This window comes from Streptococcus oralis (genome assembly GCF_022749195.1).
GTDB lineage: Bacteria > Bacillota > Bacilli > Lactobacillales > Streptococcaceae > Streptococcus > Streptococcus oralis_CI.
In genome coordinates this window covers 1,002,078-1,025,526 of sequence record NZ_CP094226.1, presented here as the reverse complement: position 1 = coordinate 1,025,526, position 23,449 = coordinate 1,002,078, and the positions used below count along the sequence as shown (strand labels likewise).

The 23,449-nt window shown below is 39.0% G+C and carries 26 protein-coding genes; 24 read left to right on the top strand and 2 right to left on the bottom strand.

What is annotated here, in order from left to right:
* The first annotated feature begins 124 nt into the window (after positions 1 to 124).
* The 7 genes from glmU (at position 125) to MP387_RS04975 (ending at position 6,108) form a co-directional block, all read left to right on the top strand.
* Positions 125 to 1,504, top strand: coding sequence for a bifunctional UDP-N-acetylglucosamine diphosphorylase/glucosamine-1-phosphate N-acetyltransferase GlmU (gene glmU, locus MP387_RS05005; RefSeq protein ID WP_242745480.1), 1,380 nt, complete (start codon positions 125 to 127; stop codon positions 1,502 to 1,504).
* A gap of 9 nt (positions 1,505 to 1,513) precedes the next feature.
* Complete coding sequence (locus tag MP387_RS05000; RefSeq protein WP_242745478.1) at positions 1,514 to 2,059, top strand: NUDIX hydrolase; 546 nt, start codon at positions 1,514 to 1,516, stop codon at positions 2,057 to 2,059.
* A gap of 11 nt (positions 2,060 to 2,070) precedes the next feature.
* On the top strand, positions 2,071 to 2,382 hold the full coding sequence (macP, locus tag MP387_RS04995) for a cell wall synthase accessory phosphoprotein MacP (RefSeq protein ID WP_000517873.1): 312 nt from the start codon (positions 2,071 to 2,073) through the stop codon (positions 2,380 to 2,382).
* A gap of 15 nt (positions 2,383 to 2,397) precedes the next feature.
* Complete coding sequence (locus MP387_RS04990; protein WP_242745476.1) at positions 2,398 to 3,090, top strand: 5'-methylthioadenosine/adenosylhomocysteine nucleosidase; 693 nt, start codon at positions 2,398 to 2,400, stop codon at positions 3,088 to 3,090.
* A 76-nt stretch (positions 3,091 to 3,166) separates the two neighbouring features.
* A complete protein-coding gene (gene rocS / locus MP387_RS04985) occupies positions 3,167 to 3,661 on the top strand; it encodes a chromosome segregation protein RocS (protein ID WP_000021252.1) in 495 nt (164 codons plus the stop codon).
* An 81-nt stretch (positions 3,662 to 3,742) separates the two neighbouring features.
* Positions 3,743 to 4,336, top strand: coding sequence for a 3'-5' exonuclease (locus tag MP387_RS04980; RefSeq protein ID WP_061421081.1), 594 nt, complete (start codon positions 3,743 to 3,745; stop codon positions 4,334 to 4,336).
* 8 nt (positions 4,337 to 4,344) lie between these two features.
* Positions 4,345 to 6,108, top strand: coding sequence for a glycerophosphoryl diester phosphodiesterase membrane domain-containing protein (locus MP387_RS04975; RefSeq protein ID WP_242745474.1), 1,764 nt, complete (start codon positions 4,345 to 4,347; stop codon positions 6,106 to 6,108).
* 38 nt (positions 6,109 to 6,146) lie between these two features.
* Here the strand turns inward: MP387_RS04975 and MP387_RS04970 are convergent, their stop codons facing one another.
* Complete coding sequence (locus MP387_RS04970; protein ID WP_000981515.1) at positions 6,147 to 6,446, bottom strand: YbaB/EbfC family nucleoid-associated protein; 300 nt, start codon at positions 6,444 to 6,446, stop codon at positions 6,147 to 6,149.
* A 440-nt stretch (positions 6,447 to 6,886) separates the two neighbouring features.
* On the opposite strand from MP387_RS04970, the gene MP387_RS04965 reads away from it, so the two are divergent.
* The 17 genes from MP387_RS04965 (at position 6,887) to lacG (ending at position 22,529) form a co-directional block, all read left to right on the top strand.
* Positions 6,887 to 7,594 carry an IspD/TarI family cytidylyltransferase gene (locus MP387_RS04965; RefSeq protein WP_084943574.1) on the top strand — a complete coding sequence of 236 codons (708 nt, stop codon included), beginning with the start codon at positions 6,887 to 6,889 and terminating at the stop codon, positions 7,592 to 7,594.
* A gap of 4 nt (positions 7,595 to 7,598) precedes the next feature.
* Complete coding sequence (locus tag MP387_RS04960; protein ID WP_044020846.1) at positions 7,599 to 8,621, top strand: ribitol-5-phosphate dehydrogenase; 1,023 nt, start codon at positions 7,599 to 7,601, stop codon at positions 8,619 to 8,621.
* A 16-nt stretch (positions 8,622 to 8,637) separates the two neighbouring features.
* Positions 8,638 to 9,495, top strand: a complete 858-nt coding sequence (locus MP387_RS04955; protein WP_000413085.1) for a phosphotransferase family protein — start codon at positions 8,638 to 8,640, stop codon at positions 9,493 to 9,495.
* Position 9,496: 1 nt separating this feature from the next.
* On the top strand, positions 9,497 to 10,375 hold the full coding sequence (locus MP387_RS04950; protein ID WP_242745472.1) for a DMT family transporter: 879 nt from the start codon (positions 9,497 to 9,499) through the stop codon (positions 10,373 to 10,375).
* Positions 10,376 to 10,386: 11 nt separating this feature from the next.
* Positions 10,387 to 11,076 carry a sugar phosphate nucleotidyltransferase gene (locus MP387_RS04945; RefSeq protein WP_180833182.1) on the top strand — a complete coding sequence of 230 codons (690 nt, stop codon included), beginning with the start codon at positions 10,387 to 10,389 and terminating at the stop codon, positions 11,074 to 11,076.
* 190 nt (positions 11,077 to 11,266) lie between these two features.
* A complete protein-coding gene (locus MP387_RS04940; RefSeq protein WP_242745464.1) occupies positions 11,267 to 11,743 on the top strand; it encodes a PTS sugar transporter subunit IIA in 477 nt (158 codons plus the stop codon).
* 37 nt (positions 11,744 to 11,780) lie between these two features.
* On the top strand, positions 11,781 to 12,086 hold the full coding sequence (locus MP387_RS04935; RefSeq protein ID WP_000590551.1) for a PTS sugar transporter subunit IIB: 306 nt from the start codon (positions 11,781 to 11,783) through the stop codon (positions 12,084 to 12,086).
* 55 nt (positions 12,087 to 12,141) lie between these two features.
* The gene (locus tag MP387_RS04930) at positions 12,142 to 13,617 is read left to right on the top strand and encodes a PTS galactitol transporter subunit IIC (RefSeq protein ID WP_049484387.1); all 1,476 of its coding nucleotides are present in this window, start codon (positions 12,142 to 12,144) and stop codon (positions 13,615 to 13,617) included.
* Between the two features lie 107 nt (positions 13,618 to 13,724).
* Positions 13,725 to 14,621: an aldose 1-epimerase family protein gene (locus tag MP387_RS04925; RefSeq protein WP_242745463.1), complete on the top strand. Its 897-nt coding sequence runs from the start codon at positions 13,725 to 13,727 to the stop codon at positions 14,619 to 14,621.
* Between the two features lie 286 nt (positions 14,622 to 14,907).
* The gene (gene lacA / locus MP387_RS04920; RefSeq protein WP_000029277.1) at positions 14,908 to 15,333 is read left to right on the top strand and encodes a galactose-6-phosphate isomerase subunit LacA; all 426 of its coding nucleotides are present in this window, start codon (positions 14,908 to 14,910) and stop codon (positions 15,331 to 15,333) included.
* A gap of 148 nt (positions 15,334 to 15,481) precedes the next feature.
* Positions 15,482 to 15,997 (top strand): galactose-6-phosphate isomerase subunit LacB, encoded by a 516-nt coding sequence (gene lacB / locus MP387_RS04915; protein ID WP_001216921.1) that lies wholly within the window; start codon positions 15,482 to 15,484, stop codon positions 15,995 to 15,997.
* A gap of 10 nt (positions 15,998 to 16,007) precedes the next feature.
* The gene (locus MP387_RS04910; protein ID WP_242745461.1) at positions 16,008 to 16,937 is read left to right on the top strand and encodes a tagatose-6-phosphate kinase; all 930 of its coding nucleotides are present in this window, start codon (positions 16,008 to 16,010) and stop codon (positions 16,935 to 16,937) included.
* A gap of 1 nt (position 16,938) precedes the next feature.
* On the top strand, positions 16,939 to 17,919 hold the full coding sequence (lacD, locus tag MP387_RS04905; protein ID WP_065371753.1) for a tagatose-bisphosphate aldolase: 981 nt from the start codon (positions 16,939 to 16,941) through the stop codon (positions 17,917 to 17,919).
* A 235-nt stretch (positions 17,920 to 18,154) separates the two neighbouring features.
* Positions 18,155 to 18,991, top strand: a complete 837-nt coding sequence (locus tag MP387_RS04900) for a PRD domain-containing protein (RefSeq protein ID WP_242745459.1) — start codon at positions 18,155 to 18,157, stop codon at positions 18,989 to 18,991.
* A 35-nt stretch (positions 18,992 to 19,026) separates the two neighbouring features.
* Positions 19,027 to 19,344: a PTS lactose/cellobiose transporter subunit IIA gene (locus MP387_RS04895; RefSeq protein WP_001078319.1), complete on the top strand. Its 318-nt coding sequence runs from the start codon at positions 19,027 to 19,029 to the stop codon at positions 19,342 to 19,344.
* Entirely contained in the window at positions 19,344 to 21,038 is a 1,695-nt protein-coding gene (locus tag MP387_RS04890) for a lactose-specific PTS transporter subunit EIIC (protein WP_242745457.1), read from the top strand. Before MP387_RS04895 ends, MP387_RS04890 begins: the two co-directional genes overlap by 1 nt.
* Before the next feature lie 84 nt (positions 21,039 to 21,122).
* Positions 21,123 to 22,529, top strand: a complete 1,407-nt coding sequence (gene lacG, locus MP387_RS04885; RefSeq protein WP_242745445.1) for a 6-phospho-beta-galactosidase — start codon at positions 21,123 to 21,125, stop codon at positions 22,527 to 22,529.
* Between the two features lie 39 nt (positions 22,530 to 22,568).
* Here the strand turns inward: lacG and MP387_RS04880 are convergent, their stop codons facing one another.
* A complete protein-coding gene (locus tag MP387_RS04880) occupies positions 22,569 to 23,336 on the bottom strand; it encodes a DeoR/GlpR family DNA-binding transcription regulator (RefSeq protein ID WP_000917580.1) in 768 nt (255 codons plus the stop codon).
* Positions 23,337 to 23,449: the final 113 nt, after the last annotated feature.

Here is a 23,449-nt window from a genome sequence, read left to right as displayed (position 1 = left end):
AATCAAAGAAAACATCGGAAAAAGTGAATATATGGGCGTCTTTTCCCTATTTCTCTGTTTGTTTACTCCTAAGAAACTAAATTATGGTATAATATAAGGGAATTTCTAGAGAAAAGAGAAGATTATGTCAAATTATGCCATTATTCTAGCAGCGGGTAAAGGTACTCGCATGAAATCAGATCTTCCAAAGGTACTTCATAAAGTAGCTGGAATTTCGATGTTGGAACATGTTTTTCGTAGTGTTGGTGCTATTCAACCTGAAAAAACAGTTACTGTAGTTGGTCACAAGGCAGAGCTAGTTGAGCAAGTATTAGCCGGTCAGACAGACTTTGTTACCCAATCAGAACAACTAGGAACTGGGCATGCTGTCATGATGGCAGAGCCTATTCTCCAAAATCGTACTGGCCACACCTTGGTTATTGCTGGGGATACTCCTCTGATTACAGGTGAAAGTTTGAAAAACCTCTTGGATTTCCATATCAACCACAAAAATGTGGCGACGATTTTAACAGCTGAAGCAGCTGATCCTTTTGGATATGGTCGTATCGTCCGTAACGATAATGCTGAAGTTCTTCGTATTGTTGAGCAGAAAGATGCCACAGACTTTGAAAAGCAAATTAAGGAAATCAATACAGGAACTTATGTATTTGACAATGAACGTCTTTTTGAAGCCCTTAAAAACATCAACACCAACAATGCCCAAGGTGAGTATTATATTACTGACGTGATTGGTATTTTCCGTAATGCGGGTGAGAAGGTTGGTGCCTATACTCTCAAGGATTTTGATGAAAGTCTTGGCGTAAATGACCGTGTAGCTCTTGCGACTGCGGAATCAGTGATGCGTCGCCGCATCAATCAAAAGCACATGGTTAATGGTGTTAGCTTTGTTAATCCGGAAGCAACTTACATTGATATTGATGTTGAGATTGCTCCCGAAGTCCAAATCGAAGCCAACGTTACCTTAAAAGGTCAAACGAAGATTGGTGCGGAGACTATTTTATCAAATGGAACTTATATCGTAGATAGTACCGTTGGAGCTGGAGCCGTGATTACCAACTCTATGATCGAGGAAAGTAGTGTTGAGGACGGTGTAACAGTTGGTCCTTATGCCCATATTCGTCCAGGTTCAAGTCTGGCTGCTCAAGTTCACATTGGAAATTTTGTTGAAGTAAAAGGATCTTCAATCGGTGAAAATACCAAGGCAGGTCATTTGACTTATATTGGAAACTGTGAAGTGGGTAGCAACGTTAATTTTGGTGCAGGAACTATTACAGTCAACTACGATGGCAAAAATAAATACAAAACTGTCATTGGCAACAATGTCTTTGTTGGCTCAAACTCAACTATTATTGCTCCTGTAGAACTTGGGGATAATTCTCTGGTTGGAGCGGGTTCAACCATTACCAAGAATGTTCCTGCTGATGCTATTGCTATCGGCCGTGGACGTCAGGTAAATAAAGATGAATATGCGACTCGCCTCCCTCATCATCCAAAGAACCAGTAGGAGTTTGTCATGGAATTTGAAGAAAAAACGATTAGTCGGAAGGAAATCTATCAAGGTCCTATTTTCAAACTAGTACAAGACCAGGTGGAACTACCAGAAGGAAAGGGGACTGCCCAACGTGACTTGATTTTTCACAATGGAGCTGTTTGTGTACTAGCTGTGACAGCCGAAGACAAAATCGTTCTCGTTAAGCAATACCGAAAGGCTATCGAGGCGGTTTCTTATGAGATTCCTGCAGGTAAACTAGAACTTGGTGAAAATGCTGATCCAATGGCAGCGGCACTTCGTGAATTGGAAGAAGAAGTTGCCTACACGGCTAAGTTAGAGCTGATATACGATTTCTATTCTGCGATTGGATTTTGTAATGAAAAACTAAAACTCTACCTTGCTAGTGATTTGGTCAAGGTGGAAAATCCTCGCCCTCAAGACGATGATGAAACTTTGGAAGTTCTAGAAGTGAGTCTAGAGGATGCCAAGAACCTGATCCAGTCAGGTCATATCTGTGATGCCAAGACCATTATGGCGATCCAGTACTGGGAACTACAAAAGAAATAGAGGAGAAACCCATGGGAAAACCTTTATTAACAGACGAAATGATTGAACGTGCCAACCGAGGTGAGAAAATCTCAGGACCACCTCTTCAAGATGATGAGGAAACAAAGATCCTACCAACGTCTTCACAACATTTTGGTTATTCACGCTCTAGAGACCACGGTTTTAGTCAAGATACACTTACAATCGAAGTAGAACCAACAATTCATAAGAGTCGCCGCATTGAGAACACTAAGAGAAATGTTTTTAATTCGAAACTCAATCGCATCTTGTTTGCAGTCATCCTACTTTTGATTTTGTTAGTGTTGGCAATGAAACTCTTGTAATTGAAAGGACTTGAAATGAAAATTGGAATCATTGCTGCCATGCCAGAAGAACTCGTATATTTAACTCAGAATTTGGATAAACCTCAAGAAGTCCAAGTCTTAGGAAATACTTACTACACTGGCACTGTTGGCAAGACAGAAGTTGTTCTGGTTCAGAGTGGGATTGGAAAGGTCATGTCGGCTATGAGTGTAGCTATTCTAGCTAACCATTTCCAAGTAGAAGCCATCATCAATACAGGATCTGCAGGTGCTCTTGCTGAAGGGATTGCTGTTGGAGATGTAGTGATTGCGGATAAGTTGGCTTATCATGATGTGGATGTGACTGCTTTTGGCTATGCTTATGGCCAAATGGCTGGTCAACCTCTTTACTTTGAATCTGATAAGAAGTTTATCGCTAGGATTAAAGAAAACTTATCTCAGTTAGAACAGACCTGGCACCTAGGCTTGATTGCTACAGGGGACAGTTTTATAGCTGGAGATGATAAGATTGCTAGTATCAAATCCCACTTCCCTGATGTTTTAGCAGTTGAAATGGAGGGTGCAGCCATTGCTCAAGCGGCTCAGTCTCTTAATTTACCGTTTCTAGTCATTCGTGCCATGAGTGACAATGCCAATCACGAAGCCTCTATCTCTTTTGATGAGTTTATTATCGAAGCTGGACGTCGTTCTGCCCAAGTCTTACTAGCCTTTTTAAAGGCCTTAGATTAAGCGGAAATTTGACAGTTTATCTAGCTTATGATAAGATTTAAATAAAGAAAAGCTAGAAAACGTTTCAGAGGATATTATGAGTATTGAAATGACCGTCAGTGAGATTGCAGAGGTCTTAGGATTATCTCGTCAAGCAATCAACAATCGTGTCAAAGAACTTCCAGAAGAGGACACGAAAAAAAATGACAAAGGTGTAACTGTAGTTACTCGAAGTGGCTTGATTAAGCTAGAAGAAATCTATAAAAAAACAATTTTTGAAGATGAGCCTGTCAGTGATGATGTCAAACAACGTGAACTGATGGAAATCTTGGTCGATGAAAAAAACGCTGAAATTCTTCGCTTGTACGAGCAGCTCAAGGCTAAAGATCGCCAGTTATCAGAAAAAGATGAACAGATGCGTATCAAAGACCGCCAGATTGCTGAAAAGGACAAACAGTTGGACCAACAGCAACAGTTAACTCTTCAAGCGATGAAGGATCAAGAAACCTTGAAACTCGAGTTGGACCAAGCAAAAGAAGAAGTCCAAGCAACCAAAAAAGGCTTTTTTGCTCGCCTTTTTGGAGGAAAATAAAGAAGCTGTTTGGGTTACTCACTAACCTAATGGCTTCTTTTATTATTTATAGTTTATTTTGGGTAGTAATTGAGGTAAATAATGGAAAAATTAAGAGATTATATCGCCTTTGATTTGGAATTCAATCAACACGAGGGGGTTACCCATTTAATTCAAGTATCGGCAGTCCGCTTTCAAGATGGACAAGAAAGTGCTGCTTTTGATTCTTATGTTCATACTACAGCACCATTGAAGAGTTTTATCAATGGTTTGACTGGAATCACAGCTGAAACCTTGAAAGATGCGCCAAAAGTAGAACAAGTTTTAAAGGACTTTCAAGCATTTGTTGGCGACTTACCTATTGTTGGATACAATGCAGCTAAGAGTGATTTGCCTATTCTCTTGGAGCATGGTATTGATTATCGTGACCAGTATAAGGTTGATTTATATGAGGAGGCTTTTGAACGCCGTAGTTCTGATTTACACGGCATAGCCAATCTTAAATTACAAACTGTAGCGAATTTTTTAGGCTTTCACGGGAAGTCTCATAACAGTTTAGAAGACGCCCGCATGACGGCGCGTGTTTACGAAGCTTTTTTGGAATCAGATGAAGGAAAGCTATTAATAGAAGACCAGAGTAGTTTTTCTATGAATAATCCTTTCGGTGGCTTAGATTTATCCCAATTTTTAGACTAGGAGTGCCTATGAAACCTGAAAAACCTAAAAAGCTAGGTTTTAGGAAGATATACTATAACCTAGATAAGATTTTATTTCTATTTTTCTTGATATTTATGATGGTTGAGTTTGTCTGGCTACCATTAAATTCGTGGATTGCTGGCATCCTTCTGAGACAAACAGGTTACTTGTTTATCTCCTACAATAACTTTTGGGCGATTATACAAGGCTCGCCTTTTATCAGTTTAGCCTTTCTCATCTTAATTGCAATCAATCTCCTGGTTGCCTATTTCCAGATTTGTCTTTTGTTTATCGGTGCTCGTCACCTTCTCTATCATGAAAAGAGAACTTTAATTGAGTATAGTAGAAAAGTATTTCACCAGAGCTTTCTATTCGTTAAGCGATTGAGCTTTTGTAAGATGGCCTTTGTCTTTTTTTACATTGCTTTGCTTTTCCCGTTCATCCGTAAGATTTTAAAAATCTACTACCTCAACAAGATTATTATCCCTGATTTTATTGTGAATTATTGGGAAGGTAAACATTGGCTGGTAGGTCTGATGATCATAGCATCCGCTTGGATCTTTCTCTACATCTCTGTCCGATTTATGTTTGCTCTTCCTAAGATTCTCTTTGAAAGAAAGACCGTAAGAGAAAGTGTGAAATATAGTCTCCAAAAGACAAAGAAAAATGTCCTATTCTTCTCTTGGCATCTATTACTCATTATCATTAAAACCTATCTCTTCTTCTTTGGTTTGTTAATTCCCTTGCTTTTTGCGCAAGCAGTGATGGATAATTTAACTCAAAAAGAATCCTTGATTCTCGGTGTGATTAATTTTGTCTTGATTAAAAATTTCCATTATATGACTCTGACTTACTTCTTAGTGAAGTTTGTTTCCTTCCTGACAGGAGAAGAGTTGGAGATCATGCCAAGGCGAAAGAAAGATCATCTGATGAGATGGGGTGTCATGGGGTGTGCAAGCATCTTCTTTGCCATAGAAGGCTACGTTTATCTGGAATCTCCGGATACCAATACACCTTTAGTGATTTCGCACAGAGGAGTAAGTAATAAAAACGGTGTTCAAAATACTGTGCAGTCTTTAGAAAAAACAGCTCAACTAAAACCTGATCTCATCGAAATGGATGTGCAGGAAACGAAAGACGGTCAGTTCGTGATGATGCACGATGCCAACCTCAAAAATTTAACAGGTATTAATGCTACACCACAAGATTTGACTCTGGATGAATTAACAAATACAGATATTTACGAGAATGGTTATCAAACAAAGATTTCAAGCTTTGATGCCTATTTAGAGCGTGCAAATGCTTTAAACCAAAAATTGCTGATTGAGATTAAAACCAGTAAAAAAGATAGTCCGCAAATGATGGACCATTTCCTCGAAAAGTATGGGGCGACTATCAAGAAATATGGGCATCAGATGCAATCACTAGACTATCATGTGATTGATAAAGTGTTGACTTATGATTCTGAAATTCCAATTTACTTTATTCTTCCCTATAACAGTATCTTCCCAAGAACCAAGGCAACGGGTTACACTATGGAGTACTCAACTTTGGATGAATACTTTGTCAATAAACTCTGGACAACTGATCAGAGACTCTATGTTTGGACCGTAAATGGTTCGGAGGCATTTGATAAAGCAGTTCGTCTCGGCGCAGATGGCATGATTACTGATGATCTTGAAATGGTCCAGTCACAAGTCACAACGGCTCAAGACGATCCGGAATATACGGAATTACTCTTAAAGAAAGCAATGGAATTCTTTGACTTCTAATAAAAAAAGAGAAACATCTGTTTCTCTTTTTTTGTGGATTAGAAAGGCAATTTTCCAGCGAAAGCTCCTAGTTTCTTCTTAGTCGTTTCATCAATTTGTTCAAGTGCAGCGTTAATTGCTTGCGCAGTCATGTCAGAAAGGGTTTCGAGATCTTCTGGATCTACAACTGCTGGGTTGAAGTCAATGCTGACAACTTTTTTGTCTCCAGTTAGGGTTGCTTGGACAAGGTCCTGAGCTGATTTTCCAACAAATTCCATGGCAGCGAGTTCTGCTTGGCTCTGTTCCATTTGTTTTTGAAGTTTTTGTGCTTGGCGCATCATGTTTTGCATGTTCATCATGGCGGTTTACAGTTTCCTTTTTCTATTATTTTCCTTTTTATTTTATCAATTTTAGGTGCAAAAGTCTATTATTTGTTTAATTCATTAGATATATGAACTTTTATAATGAGTCCCTTAAACAACTTTTAAGAAATTTACTATGCACACCTGGTATTCTTTGCGAAACAAATAAATTTCATTTAAGTTTTCTTTAAGGATTCTATTATATTCTAGAGAACTCTATGTTAACCGAACGTTAAGCAGAAAATATAGAGGATAACCTAATTTTATTTCTTAATTTGTTATAGTCTTTCCAGATTTAGTAACACATTGTTCACTTTTTACCTTTAATGGTGTGTTGATTAGACTAAATGACGCTCTGTCTTTTTTTCATGATGGAGGCAGATTGTGATATAATAGATAGTAATGAGTTTTTTAGAATAAACTAAAGGAGAATATAAATGATCTATGCAGGAATCCTAGCCGGAGGAACTGGCACACGCATGGGAATCAGTAATTTACCAAAACAATTCTTGGAGTTGGGTGATCGACCTATTTTGATCCACACAATTGAAAAATTCGTCTTAGAACCAAGTATTGAAAAAATTGTAGTTGGAGTTCATGGAGACTGGGTGTCACACGCTGAGGACCTAGTTGACAAGTATCTTTCTCTCCACAAGGATCGCATCATCATTACCAAAGGTGGGGCTGATCGCAATACCAGTATCGAGAAGATTATAGAAGCCATTAATGCCTATCGTCCAATCACTCCAGAAGATATCGTGGTTACCCACGACTCTGTTCGTCCTTTTATCACACTTCGCATGATTCAGGACAATATCAAACTTGCTCAAGATCATGATGCGGTTGACACAGTAGTAGAAGCGGTTGATACCATTGTTGAAAGTACAAATGGTCAGTTTATCACGGATATTCCAAATCGTGCTCACCTCTATCAAGGTCAAACACCTCAGACATTCCGTTGCAAGGATTTCATGGATTTGTATGGTTCCCTATCTGATCAAGAAAAGGAAATCCTGACGGATGCATGTAAAATTTTTGTTATCAAAGGAAAGGATGTTGCTCTAGCTAAAGGGGAATATTCAAACCTTAAAATCACAACGGTGACAGACTTGAAAATCGCGAAAAGCATGATTGAGAAAGACTAAGGCTATGATTAATCAAATTTATCAACTGACCAAACCAAAGTTTATCAATGTAAAATATCAAGAAGAGGATATTGATCAGGAGAATCATATCCTGATTCGTCCAAATTATATGGCGGTTTGTCATGCGGATCAACGTTACTATCAAGGGAAGCGTGATCCAAAGATATTGGCTAATAAACTTCCTATGGCCATGATTCATGAGTCTTGTGGAACTGTTATTTCAGATCCGACTGGGACTTATGAAGTCGGTCAAAAGGTAGTTATGATTCCCAATCAACCGCCTATGCAGAGTGACAAGGAGTTCTACGAGAACTACATGACCGGAACCTACTTCCTATCAAGTGGTTATGATGGCTTTATGAGAGAATTTGTCTCTCTTCCAAAAGATCGTGTTGTGTCTTATAATGACATTGAGGACACAGTTGCAGCCATTACTGAGTTTGTGAGTGTTGGTATGCATGCCATGGATCGTTTCTTGCATCTTGGTCATAGTAAGCGAGAGCGCATTGCTGTTATCGGAGATGGTAGTTTGGCCTTTGTTGTTGCAAATATTATCAATTATACCTTGCCAGAAGCAGAGATTATCGTCTTTGGTCGCCATTGGGAAAAACTAGAGCTCTTCTCTTTTGCAAAAGAGTGCTATATTACTGATAATATCCCAGAGGATTTGACCTTTGATCATGGGTTTGAGTGTTGCGGTGGCGATGGTACAGGCCCAGCTATCAATGACTTGATTCGCTATATTCGTCCACAGGGAACGATTCTCATGATGGGAGTGAGTGAATACAAGGTTAATATCAATACACGAGATGCTTTGGAAAAAGGATTGTTATTAGTAGGATCATCTCGCTCAGGACGCGTCGATTTTGAGAAGGCCATTCAAATGATGGAAGTTAAAAAGTTTGCAAATCGTCTGAAGAATATCCTTTATGTTGAAGAACCAGTGAGAGAAATCAAGGACATTCACCGTGTCTTTGCTACAGACCTAAATACTGCTTTCAAAACAGTATTTAAGTGGGAAGTGTAGAAGATGGAGGTTAATTGTGGAGAAACTCATCAAAGAAAAAATTTCTTCTTTACTATCTGATGAAGAGGAAGTACTCAGTGTTGAACAACTGGGAGGCATGACCAATCAGAACTATTTGGTTAAAACAACCAACAAACAGTATATTGTGAAATTTTTTGGTAAAGGGACTGAAAAACTCATCAATCGTCAAAATGAAAAGTATAATCTTGAACTTTTAGAGGATTTAGATTTAGATGTTAAAAATTATCTCTTTGATATTGAGTCAGGGATCAAAGTAAATGAATACATCGAATCAGCAGTAACTCTTGATTCAACATCAATTAAGTCCAAGTTTGAAAAGATTGCACCAATTTTACAAACCATCCACGCTTCAGGGAAAGAATTAAGAGGAGAATTTGCTCCTTTTGAGGAAATCAGCAAATATGAATCCTTGATTGAGGGACCTATCCCTTATGAAAACTATGAAGCTGTAAGAAAAGATGTATTTTCACTAGAAAAGAGATTGGCTGATTTGGGTGTTGATAGAAAGTCCTGTCACATCGATTTGGTACCAGAAAACTTTATCGAGTCACCACAAGGTCGTTTGTATTTGATTGACTGGGAATACTCTTCTATGAATGACCCGATGTGGGATTTGGCAGCTCTTTTCTTAGAGTCTGAATTTACAAAGCAAGAGGAAGATGATTTCCTTTCCTACTATGAAAGTGACAAAACGCCTGTATCACGTGAGAAGATTCGTATCTATAAAATCTTGCAAGATACTATCTGGAGTTTGTGGACAGTGTACAAAGAAGCTCAAGGGGCTGATTTTGGAGATTACGGTGTCAATCGTTACCAAAGAGCTGTCGAAGGTTTGACTTATTATGGAGGTTAGGATGAAGAATAAAAATGGTGTTTCCTTTGGTCTGCTCTCTGGTATCTTCTGGGGATTAGGTCTAACAATTAGTGCTTATATCTTTTCAATTTTTACAAATCTTTCGCCTTTTGTTGTGGCTGCCGCTCATGATTTCTTGAGTATCTTTATCTTGTTAGCTTTTCTTTTGGTAAAAGAAAGAAAAGTTCGTCTCTCGATTTTCTTAAATATTCGAAATGTAAGTGTAATTATCGGAGCTTTACTAGCAGGACCTATTGGTATGCAGGCCAATCTTTATGCGGTTAAATATATTGGTAGTTCTCTAGCTTCATCTGTATCGGCTATTTACCCAGCAGTTTCAGTTTTACTAGCCTTCTTCATTTTGAAACACAAGGTTTCAAAGAATACAGTATTCGGTGTTTTCTTGATTATTGCAGCGATCATTGCTCAAACCTACAAAGTTGAACAAGTTAACTCGTTTTACATTGGGATTCTTTGTGCCCTTATCTGTGCCATTGCCTGGGGGAGTGAAAGTGTTCTCAGCTCCTATGCTATGGAAAGTGATTTAAGTGAAATTGAAGCCTTGTTAATTCGACAAGTAACCTCATTCTTGTCCTATCTTGTGATTGTGCTCTTTTCTCACCATTCGTTTGCAGAAGTGGCAGATGGGCAATTATTCGGCCTCTTGCTTGTCTTTGCGGCCTTTAATATGATTTCCTACTTAGCTTATTATATCGCCATTAATCGCTTGCAACCTGCGAAAGCAACAGGTTTGAATGTTAGCTATGTAGTCTGGACTGTCTTATTTGCAGTTATTTTCTTGGGTGCACCGCTAGATATGCTGACAATCATCACTTCACTTATTGTTATGGCTGGTGTTTATATTATTATTAAAGAATAAAGGAGATTCGTGTGAAAGCGATTATTTTAGCAGCGGGCTTAGGAACTCGTCTACGCCCTATGACTGAAAATACCCCAAAAGCTTTGGTTAAGGTTAATCAAAAACCCTTGGTAGAATACCAAATCGAGTTTTTGAAAGAGAGAGGAATTGATGAGATTATCATCGTTGTCGGTTACCTCAAAGAACAATTTGACTACCTAAAAGAAAAATATGGTGTCCGTTTGGTCTTTAACGACAAGTATGCTGATTACAATAACTTTTACTCACTTTATCTAGTAAAAGAAGATTTGGCTAACAGCTATGTCATTGATGCGGATAACTACCTCTTCAAGAATATGTTTAGAAATGATCTAGAACGTTCTACGTATTTCAGTGTTTATCGTGAAGATTGTACAAACGAATGGTTCCTAGTTTATGGTGATGACTATAAGGTTCAAGATATCATTGTTGACAGTAAGGCAGGCCGTATTTTGAGTGGTGTATCATTCTGGGATGCTCCAACTGCAGAGAAGATTGTTGGCTTTATTGACAAAGCTTACGAAAGTGGTGAATTTGTTGATCTCTACTGGGACAACATGGTTAAGGATAATATCAAAGAATTGGATGTCTATGTCGAAGAATTAGAAGGAAATAGCATCTATGAAATTGATAGTGTAAAAGATTACCATAAGTTAGAAGAGATTTTATCTACTATTAAGTAAGGAAAGAGAAGAAGGCTTGGGCCTTCTTTTTTTGTGGATTTTATAACAAGAATGTTTGATATTGATTGTATTCTTTAAATAAAACAAAAATTACAAAAAAATGAACAAAATAAAACAAAAATTATTGACAACGATTTCATATAGTGTTATACTTATAGCATAAAAGATAATTGAAAGAAGGGAAAATGTTATGGGATTAGATCATTTCTTTGACAAAAACCTGGTGTTTTGCTTAGAAGCGGATAATCAAGAACAACTCTTTGATCAGGTAGCAAGCTTGTTGGAAGAACGAGAAATTGTCACTCCAACTTATCGTGAAGCCTTGATCACGCGTGAAAAGTCATTTCCAACTGGTTTAGATATGGAATTTCTAGGAAAGGACTTGCCAAATGTAGCGATTCCTCATACAGATATTGTTCATAATCTAGCTGAGAAAGTGGTGGTTGTTCGATTAGAAAAACCAGTAACTTTTCACAATATGATTGCTCCTGATAAGGAAGTAGAAGTATCCCTACTCTTCTTTATCATTAACAACTCAAGTTCAAGTCAAACAAATATTCTGGCTCAGTTGATGGACTTTTTCACAGGAAATGGACATCTGGAAGATCTATCAAAAATTTCCGAACCAGAAAAACTTTATGCTTACATTTCCGAAGCAACCGCTTAATCTTGTCTATTAAAAAATAAAATCGGAGGAAATCCAAATGATTAAAATTCTTGCTGCCTGCGGTGCAGGTGTTAACTCAAGTCACCAAATTAAAAGTGCTCTAGAAGAAGAACTTTCAAACCGTGGTTATGATGTTCACTGTGATGCAGTCATGGTTAAAGATGTAAACGAAGACCTTATCAAGGGCTACGATATCTTTACACCAATCGCTGCAACTGACCTTGGTTTTGAACCTGGTATTCCAGTAATTGAAGCTGGACCAATCTTGTTCCGTATTCCAGCAATGAGCGCTCCAGTATTTGACAATATTGAAGCAGCTATCAAAGAACACGGACTAAGCTAATTTATTCTTTATCTTGTTAACATTCATATAACTAAAAAAAACGGGAGGAACTATTATGGATGTCATTATCAATCTGGCCAACGATATCTTCAAACCTATCTTGGCTATGGGTGGCCCTATCATCATGCTGATCATTTTGACAGTATTGGCCCTACTTTTTGGAGTGAAATTCTCCAAAGCACTTGAAGGTGGTATCAAACTTGCCATCGCCCTTACTGGTATCGGTGCTATCATCGGTATGCTTAACGGAGCTTTCTCAGCATCACTTGCGAAATTCGTTGAAAACACTGGTATCCAATTGAACATCACCGACGTTGGTTGGGCACCACTTGCAACTATCACTTGGGGTTCTGCATGGACACTTTACTTCTTGCTTGTAATGTTGATTGTCAACATTGTGATGCTTGCAATGAAGAAAACAGATACACTTGACGTCGATATCTTCGATATCTGGCACTTGTCAATCACTGGTCTTTTGATTAAATGGTATGCAGACAACAACGGTGTAAGCCAAGGGGTTTCACTCTTCATCGCAACTGCAGCAGTTGTCCTTGTAGGTATTTTGAAAATCATCAACTCTGATTTGATGAAACCAACTTTCGACGACCTTCTTAATGCACCAAGTTCATCACCAATGACTTCAACTCACATGAACTACATGATGAACCCAGTTATCATGGTCTTGGATAAAATCTTTGATAAAGTATTGCCTGGTCTCGATAAATATGACTTTGACGCTGCAAAATTAAACAAAAAAATCGGTTTCTGGGGTTCTAAATTCTTCATCGGTTTCATCCTTGGTATTGTTATTGGTTTGATGGGGACTCCACACCCAGTTGCTGGAGTAGAAGATGCTTCCTCATGGGAACTTGTTATTAAAGGTTGGTTGTCTCTTGGTTTGACAGCCGGTGTAGCTTTGGAACTCTTCTCACTTATCGGATCATGGTTCATCGCAGCCGTAGAACCACTTTCACAAGGTATTACAAACGTTGCTACTAAACGTCTTCAAGGACGTAAATTCAACATCGGTCTTGACTGGCCTTTCATCGCTGGTCGTGCTGAAATCTGGGCTTGTGCTAACGTACTTGCTCCAATCATGCTAGTAGAAGCTGTGCTTCTTTCAAACGTCGGAAATGGTATCTTGCCACTTGCAGGTATCATCGCTATGGGTGTAACTCCAGCTCTCTTGGTTGTTACACGTGGTAAATTGCTCCGTATGATTATCTTCGGAACACTCTTGTTGCCTCTCTTCCTTCTTTCTGGTACTCTTATCGCACCATTCGCAACAGAACTTGCTAAAGGTGTAGGTGCCTTCCCAGAAGGTGTGAGCCAAACTCAATTGATTACCCACTCAACTCTTGAAGGACCAATTGAAAAACTATTTGGTTGGGCAATCGGTAATGCTACAACAGGTGATATCAAAGCAATCCTTGGTGCAGCAGTCTTCCTTGTATTCTATGTAGGTATCTTTGCTTGGTATAGAAAACAAATGATCAAACGTAACGAAGAATACGCAGCAAATGCTAAATAATTCGCTCCTATAAAATGTAAATTGTGAAAACTAGGTTGTTAATTTCCTACATTGGGAGTGGCAACCTAGTTTTTTATATAAAGATCTAAAAATAGTTGGAGAATATTATGGTAATTGAAATAAAATCAGATCAGTTAACGGTCCAGTTTAAAACTCTAGGTGGCGCCTTGTCGTCGATCAAGGATCGAGAAGGCATTGAGTATCTGTGGCAAGGAGATGCCACTTACTGGAGTGGACAAGCGCCTGTACTTTTTCCAATCTGCGGCTCTTTAAGAGAAGATACAGCCTTCTACAGTCATGCAGATGGAACGGAGACGAAAGGAAACATTCCTCGCCATGGTTTGGTCCGTAAAAAAGAATTTGAGTTGGTTGATCAAACAGAAAACAGCGTAACGTTTGCTATCGAAGATGATGAGAATACTTATCAAAACTACCCTTATCATTTCCGTCTTGAAATCACTTATCTAGTGACCGGCAAGACTGTTCGTACTCAATACAAAGTCTTCAATAAAGAAACTAGCAAGGTCATGCCATACTTTATTGGTGGACATCCAGGCTTTAATTGCCCTCTGCTAGATGGCGAAACTTATGAAGATTACTATTTAGAGTTTGAGAAAGAAGAGACTTGCTCTGTTCCCCGTCCTTTCCCAGAAACTGGCATGTTAGACTTTCAAGATAGAAGTCCATGGTTGGATTCACAAAAGGAAGTGGATCTCAGTTACGATCTGTTTAGTCTTGATGCAGTGACTTTGGATGAGTTGCAATCCAGAACAATTGCCCTTCGTTCTCGTAAGCATGAGAAGGGATTAAAAGTACACTTCCAAGAGTTTTCAAATCTCATTATCTGGTCAACTTTGAATAAGGGACCTTTCATTGCGTTTGAACCATGGTCTGGCTTGTCAACATCTCTTGAAGAAGGAGATCATTTAGAAGATAAGAAAAACGTTCGTCTCCTAGAACCTGGTCAAGTAGATCAGATTGGCTTTGATATTGAAATATTTTAGATAAAAAACCACAAAAACAAACATTTACTGTTGACTTTTTCTATAAATAGGAGTATATTATGTTTGTAAACAACAAATGATGTTTGTAACAAACAAATAATCGCTTGTTATATTCTCTATCGCAGAGAAAGTTTTTTTCTAGGAACTTGATTTCCTGGACTTGGATAAGGTGATATTCATCTCATTCAATCAAATTTGTCAATAAACTGCTAGAAAGTCTTTTGTAGGTAAACTGCTAACTATAAAAGTCTTTACTAGCCTAGAAAAATAAAAAGGAGTATACAATATGTCTATTGTTATCGGTGCAGATGCTGCAGGTTTGAGATTGAAAGAAGTTGTGAAAGACTTCTTGGAAAAAGAAAACTTCCACGTTGTGGATGTTACAGCTGAAGGTCAAGACTTTGTTGATGTGACTCTTGCCGTTGCTGCGGAAGTAAACAAAGAAGAACAAAACCTTGGTATCGTGATTGATGCTTATGGAGCTGGTCCATTCATGGTCGCAACTAAAATCAAAGGAATGGTTGCTGCAGAAGTTTCAGATGAACGTTCAGCATATATGACTCGTGGACACAACAACTCACGTATGATCACTATGGGTGCACAACTTGTTGGTGATGAATTGGCTAAAAATATTGCTAAAGGATTTGTTAACGGGAAATACGACGGTGGACGTCACCAAATCAGGGTCGACATGTTGAACAAAATGTGCTAATACTCTTCAAAAATCAAGATAATCTGTCGTCAGCTCACTTTAGCTAACTTCAGTTATGCTTGCAGCTCGCTTCCTAAGCTAATCTTGATTTTTCTTGAGTATGGATAAATGATATTAGATTTATATAATTAATCGGAGGGAATAACTAATGAGAATTGCAATTGGATGTGACCACATCGTAACAGATGAAAAAATGGCGGTTTCAGAATTTTTGAAATCAAAAGGATATGAAGTCATCGACTTTGGTACATATGACCACACACGTACTCACTACCCAATCTTTGGTAAAAAAGTTGGTGAAGCTGTAACTAGCGGTCAAGCTGATCTTGGGGTATGTATCTGTGGTACTGGTGTTGGTATCAACAACGCTGTCAACAAAGTTCCAGGAGTTCGTTCTGCCTTGGTTCGTGATATGACAACAGCTCTTTATGCAAAAGAACAATTGAACGCCAATGTTATTGGTTTTGGTGGTAAAATTACTGGTGAATTGCTCATGTGTGATATCATTGAAGCTTTCATCAATGCTGAATACAAACCATCAGAAGAAAACAAAAAATTGATTGCGAAAATTGAGCACGTTGAAACTCACAATGCTCATCAAGCAGATGCAAACTTCTTTACAGAATTCCTTGAAAAATGGGATCGCGGTGAATACCACGACTAAGAGGTGACGCATGATTTTAACAGTCACAATGAATCCATCCATTGATATTTCTTATCCTTTGGATGAATTAAAAATTGATACTGTCAACCGTGTAGTGGACGTGACCAAGACAGCTGGTGGTAAAGGTCTCAATGTTACACGAGTTCTTTCAGAATTTGGTGATTCTGTTGTTGCTACCGGTTTGGTCGGTGGTAAACTTGGTGAGTTTTTAGTAGAGCATATCGATGATAAAGTAACGAAACGTTTCTTCTCCATTCAAGGAGAGACTCGTAACTGTATCGCTATTCTGCACGGAGACAACCAAACAGAAATCCTTGAAAAAGGGCCTGAAGTTTTGGAACAAGAAGGGCAAGATTTCTTGGTTCATTTCGAGCATCTCCTTGACACTGTGGAAGTAGTTGCTATCTCTGGTAGTCTGCCAGCAGGTCTTCCAGTTGACTACTATGCAAGCTTAGTAGAACTTGCTAATCAAGCAGGCAAACCAGTTGTTCTAGACTGTTCAGGTGCAGCTCTTCAGGCTGTCCTTGAATCACCACACAAACCAACAGTTATTAAACCAAATAACGAAGAATTGTCTCAGCTTCTTGGGAAAGAAGTTTCTGAGGATTTGGATGAATTAAAAGAAGTTCTTCAAGAGCCTCTATTTGCAGGGATTGAGTGGATAATTGTTTCACTTGGTGCAAATGGTGCTTTTGCAAAACATGGGGACACTTTCTACAAGGTAGATATTCCAAGAATTCAGGTAGTCAATCCTGTCGGATCTGGAGATTCTACTGTTGCAGGTATTTCATCAGGTCTTCTTCATAAGGAATCGGATGCAGAACTCCTCATCAAGGCAAATGTCCTTGGTATGCTTAACGCTCAAGAAAAGATGACAGGTCATGTCAATATGGCCAACTATCAAGCTTTATATGATCAATTAATAGTAAAAGAGGTATAAAATGGCTTTAACAGAACAAAAACGTGCACGCTTAGAAAAACTTTCAGATGAAAATGGAATCATCTCAGCTCTTGCCTTTGACCAACGTGGTGCTTTGAAACGCCTCATGGCTCAATACCAAACAGAAGAGCCAACAGTGGCTCAAATGGAAGAACTCAAAGTATTGGTAGCAGATGAATTGACAAAATACGCATCCTCTATGCTTCTTGACCCTGAGTATGGTCTTCCAGCTACAAAAGCGCTTGATGCCAACGCCGGCCTTCTCCTTGCTTATGAGAAAACTGGATACGACACAACTAGCACCAAACGCTTGCCAGACTGCTTGGATGTTTGGTCTGCCAAACGCATCAAAGAACAAGGCGCTGATGCTGTCAAATTCTTGCTTTACTATGACGTAGACAGCTCTGACGAACTCAACCAACAAAAACAAGCCTACATCGAACGCATCGGTTCTGAGTGTGTGGCAGAAGACATTCCTTTCTTCCTTGAGATCTTGGCTTACGATGAAAAGATTGCTGATGCAGGTTCAGCAGAATACGCAAAAGTGAAGCCACACAAGGTTATCGGTGCTATGAAAGTCTTCTCAGACCCACGCTTCAACATCGATGTTTTGAAAGTGGAAGTTCCAGTCAACGTCAAATACGTTGAAGGCTTTGGCGATGGTGAAATCGTCCATACTCGAGAAGAAGCAGCAGCCTTCTTCAAAGCTCAAGATGAAGCAACTAACTTACCATACATCTACTTGAGTGCGGGTGTATCAGCTAAACTCTTCCAAGAGACTCTTGTCTTTGCCCACGAATCAGGAGCAAACTTCAACGGAGTTCTTTGTGGACGTGCAACCTGGGCAGGATCAGTTGAAGCCTACATTAAAGACGGTGAAGCAGCAGCTCGTGAATGGCTACGCACAACTGGATTTGAGAACATTGATGAACTCAACAAAGTTCTCCAAACCACAGCGACTTCATGGACTGAACGTGTATAAGTTTTCCCCCTAATCTTAGGAACATTGATCTAAATAAAAATTTTAAAAAAGTTGAATGTAAAGGTTTACAAAAAAACTTACTTGTGCTATACTTAAATCACAAGTTAATACAAGGTGAGTGTTACTAAGTAATATTAGGCATGATCACAGGTGAATTAGAAATCGGCTGATTTTCTAGTTCATTTGTGGTCATTTTTTGTACTCATATACCTTTAAGATATAAAAGGAGGTTGACATGTATCGAATTCTAAACCCAATGAATCACAACGTCTCGCTTGTCAGAAATGACAAAGGAGAAGAGGTGATTGTGATTGGTAAGGGGATTGCATTTGGGAAAAAGAAGGGGGATTTAATTTCTGAAGATCAAGTTGAGAAAATCTTTCGGATGAAGACAGAAGAGTCCAGAGAAAACTTTATGGCTCTCCTCAAAGATGTTCCGCTTGATTTTATCACAGTGACTTATGAAATCATTGATAAGCTATCAAAGAAATATCATTATCCGATTCAAGAGTATCTCTACGTAACCTTGACAGATCATATTTACTGTTCTTATCAAGCTCTAACACAAGGAAGGTACAAGGATAGCAATCTGCCAGATATTTCTGCCAAGTATCCTATCGCTTTTCAAATCGCAAAGGAAGCCTTTGAAATCTATCGTCAGAAGTTGACAGATCATTTCCCTGAGGATGAAATTATTCGGATCGCTTATCATTTCATCAATGCCGAAGGGGAGAACGAAGTTCAAGTGGTTGAGTCGATAGACAAGAGGAAAGAAATCCTCAGGAATGTTGAAGAAGTGCTACAGACTTACGCTATTCAACGAACCAAAGAGAATAACCATTTCTATGATCGCTTTATGATTCATCTCAACTATTTTTTGGATTATTTAGACAGATCTAGAGATGATAACCAATCACTTCTGGATATGGAAGATCATATTAAACAATCCTATCCAAAAGCGTTCGAGATTGGTTCCAAGATCTATGATGTGATTACGCAACATACGGGTCTTGATTTGTATAAAAGTGAACGAGTTTATCTAGTTCTACATATCCAACGTTTATTGTCATAAAAATTTAATTAAAAATACATAAGGAGAATTCTATCATGAATAGAGAAGAAGTAACATTGTTAGGTTTTGAAATCGTAGCCTATGCTGGCGATGCTCGTTCAAAACTATTGGAAGCCTTGAAGGCCGCTGAAGCTGGTGATTTCGCGAAAGCGGATAGCTTAGTTGAGGAAGCTGGTGGCTGTATCGCTGAGGCACACCACGCGCAAACAAGCCTTTTGACCAAGGAAGCAGCTGGTGAGGATTTGGCTTATAGTGTAACCATGATGCACGGTCAAGACCACTTGATGACTACCATTTTGTTAAAAGATTTGATGCACCATTTAATCGAACTCTACAAGAGAGGAGTTAAGTAATGAATAAATTAATTGCATTTATTGAGAAAGGAAAACCTTTCTTTGAGAAATTATCTCGTAATATTTACCTTCGCGCTATTCGTGATGGTTTCATTGCTGGGATGCCCGTTATCCTCTTCTCAAGTATCTTTATCTTGATTGCTTTTGTACCAAACTCATGGGGCTTTAAATGGTCTGATGATGTTGTTAATCTCCTCATGAAACCTTATAGCTATTCAATGGGGATTCTGGCTCTCTTGGTAGCTGGTACAACAGCTAAGTCATTGACTGACTCAGTAAACCGTAGCATGGAGAAAACCAATCAAATCAACTATATGTCAACATTGTTGGCAGCAATTGTTGGTTTGTTGATGTTAGCAGCTGATCCGATTGAAGCTGGCTTTGCGACAGGTTTCCTTGGAACAAAAGGTTTGCTTTCAGCCTTCCTTGCTGCCTTTGTTACTGTAGCTATCTATAAGGTTTGTGTTAAGAACAACGTCACTATTCGCATGCCTGACGAAGTTCCACCAAATATCTCACAAGTCTTTAAAGATGTGATTCCATTCACTCTATCTGTTGTTTCTCTTTATGTCCTTGATTTACTTGCTCGCCAGTTTGTTGGAGCCAGCGTTGCAGAATCAATCGGTAAATTCTTTGCACCATTATTCTCTGCTGCTGATGGTTATCTAGGTATTACCATTATCTTTGGTGCCTTTGCCTTCTTCTGGTTTGTGGGTATCCATGGACCATCTATCGTTGAACCAGCAATCGCAGCTATTACCTATGCAAATGCCGAAGTCAACTTGAACCTTCTCCAACAAGGGATGCACGCTGACAAGATTCTTACTTCTGGTACACAAATGTTTATCGTTACCATGGGTGGTACTGGTGCGACACTGGTTGTTCCATTCATGTTCATGTGGTTAACAAAATCAAAACGTAACCGTGCAATCGGACGTGCTTCAGTAGTTCCAACTTTCTTTGGTGTAAATGAACCAATCCTGTTTGGTGCACCGCTTGTATTGAACCCTATTTTCTTTATTCCATTTATCTTTGCGCCAATTGCCAACGTATGGATCTTTAAATTCTTCATTGAAACGCTTAGCATGAACTCATTTACTGCCAACCTTCCTTGGACAACACCAGGTCCGCTCGGTATTGTTCTCGGTACAAACTTCCAATTCTTGTCATTTGTACTTGCTGCTTTGTTAATCCTTGTTGACGTAGCCATCTACTATCCATTCCTCAAGGTTTATGATGAACAAATTCTTGAAGAAGAGCGTTCAGGTAAAGCCAATGATGAATTGAAAGAAAAAGTAGCAGCAAACTTCAATACTGCTAAAGCAGATGCTATTCTTGAAAAAGCTGGTGTAGAAGCAGCGCAAAACACAATCACTGAAGAAACCAATGTCTTGGTTCTCTGTGCAGGAGGAGGAACAAGTGGTCTCCTTGCAAATGCTCTAAACAAGGCAGCTGCGGAGTACAAGGTTCCTGTTAAAGCAGCAGCTGGTGGCTATGGTGCTCACCGTGAAATGTTGCCTGAGTTTGATCTGGTTATCCTTGCTCCTCAAGTTGCTTCAAACTTTGAAGACATGAAGGCCGAAACCGACAAACTTGGTATCAAACTTGCCAAGACAGAAGGTGGCCAATACATTAAATTGACTCGCGATGGAAAAGGCGCTCTTGCCTTTGTTCAAGCGCAGTTCGAAGAATAAAATGTAAATAGCGAAGAAGTGAGATGGCGGAACTCCTCCCAACTCTATCTCCATCTCATTTCTATTTCTTGAAAGGTGAATCAAATGACAAAAACACTTCCAAAAGACTTTATTTTTGGCGGGGCAACAGCAGCCTATCAAGCAGAAGGTGCGACCAATACTGATGGTAAAGGGCCAGTCGCCTGGGACAAATACCTCAAAGATAACTATTGGTACACTGCTGAGCCAGCCAGTGATTTCTACCATAAATACCCAGTTGACCTCAAACTAGCAGAAGAGTATGGTGTCAATGGTATCCGTATTTCAATCGCTTGGTCACGTATCTTTCCAACTGGTTACGGGAAAGTCAATGCCAAGGGAGTTGAGTTCTATCATAATCTATTTGCAGAGTGCCACAAACGTCATGTTAAGCCCTTTGTAACTCTTCATCACTTTGATACGCCAGAAGCTCTACATTCAAATGGAGACTTCTTAAACCGTGAAAACATTGAACACTTTGTAGACTACGCGGCTTTCTGTTTTGAAGAATTCCCAGAAGTCAACTACTGGACGACCTTTAATGAAATTGGTCCAATCGGTGATGGTCAATACTTGGTCGGTAAATTCCCACCAGGTATTCAATATGACCTTGCCAAAGTCTTTCAATCCCATCACAATATGATGGTTTCTCATGCTCGTGCTGTGAAATTGTACAAAGACAAAGGCTATAAAGGTGAAATCGGGGTTGTTCACGCCCTGCCTACCAAGTATTCTCTGGATCCTAAAAATCCTGCAGATATCCGTGCAGCTGAGTTAGAAGATATTATCCATAACAAGTTTATCCTAGACGCTACTTATCTAGGACGATATTCCGAAGAAACCATGGAAGGTGTAAACCACATCTTATCAGTAAATGGTGGTAGCTTGGATCTTCGTGACGAAGACTTTGCAGCACTTGAAGCAGCTAAAGATTTGAACGACTTTCTTGGAATTAACTATTACATGAGTGATTGGATGCAAGCCTTTGATGGTGAGACGGAAATCATCCACAATGGAAAAGGTGAGAAAGGAAGCTCTAAGTACCAAATCAAAGGTGTTGGTCGTCGTGTAGCTCCTGATTATGTACCACGTACGGATTGGGATTGGATTATCTACCCTCAAGGTTTGTATGACCAAATCATGCGCGTGAAGAAAGATTATCCTAATTACAAGAAAATCTACATCACTGAGAATGGTCTCGGATACAAAGATGAGTTTGTGGATGGGACAGTCTACGATGATGGGCGGATTGATTATGTTAAGAAACATATGGAAGTGATTGCAGATGCAATCACTGATGGAGCCAAAGTCAAAGGCTACTTTATCTGGTCGCTGATGGATGTCTTTTCTTGGTCAAATGGCTATGAAAAGCGTTATGGCCTCTTCTATGTTGATTTTGAAACCCAGGAGCGTTATCCAAAGAAATCAGCTCACTGGTACAAGAAACTAGCTGAGACCCAACTTATTGATTAAAATTCCATAAAAATTCCCCGCCAAAAGGCAGGGGAATTTTTATGGTTTTGATAAAAGAATGGTTGTTTGTTTCGACAGCTCTTCAAATGTTTCCTGACTCAGTTTGGCATCTGAAACGATGGTATCAATCTCTGAGATATTGTAGAACGTGTAAAAATCAAACTTATTAAACTTACTGTGGTCTGCCAGTAAGTATTTTTTATTGGCATTGTTCAAGGCGATTCGTTGTACCTCGCCCTCTTCTTCACTGAAAGTAGCAATTGCCTTATCCTTAATACCATTACAGCTTACAAAAGCTTTAGAAAACTGAAGATTGGCTAAATCCTGCAGGGTAAGTGTTCCCACAAAAGCTCCAGTGATAGAGCGATAATTTCCACCAATCAAAATCAAATCTGTTAGTTTTCGTTCGTTTAGGATGAGAAAAACAGGAAGACTGTTTGTTACAACACGAATGTTATCGATAGGGAGCTCACGAGCAAAACATTCTAAGGTTGTTCCTGGCCCGATAAAAATAGTTTCACCTTCGTCAATCAAATGACCAGCAAAACGGCTAATTTCTTGTTTTTCAGCAATCTGCAAGCCTTGTTTTTCAACGTTTGAGCGTTCGTTGTTTAAGAGAGAACCTGTACGAAGTTTTTCAGCGCCACCATGCACACGGACCAGCAAATCCTTGTCTGCCAATTCTTGTAAGTAGCGGCGAGCTGTCATATCTGACACATCAAGACTCTCCATAATCTCTTTTACAGTAATAGTGCCTTTTGTGTTTACTGCTTCTAGAATACTATCTAGTTTTTCTTGCTTTAGCATCCTTATCACCTCGATTTCTACTATTATTATCTTACCATAAAACGCTCAATCAATCAAATAGAAAAAAACAAAATAAAACAAAAACAAAAATATCATGGTTGTTTTAAACAAAC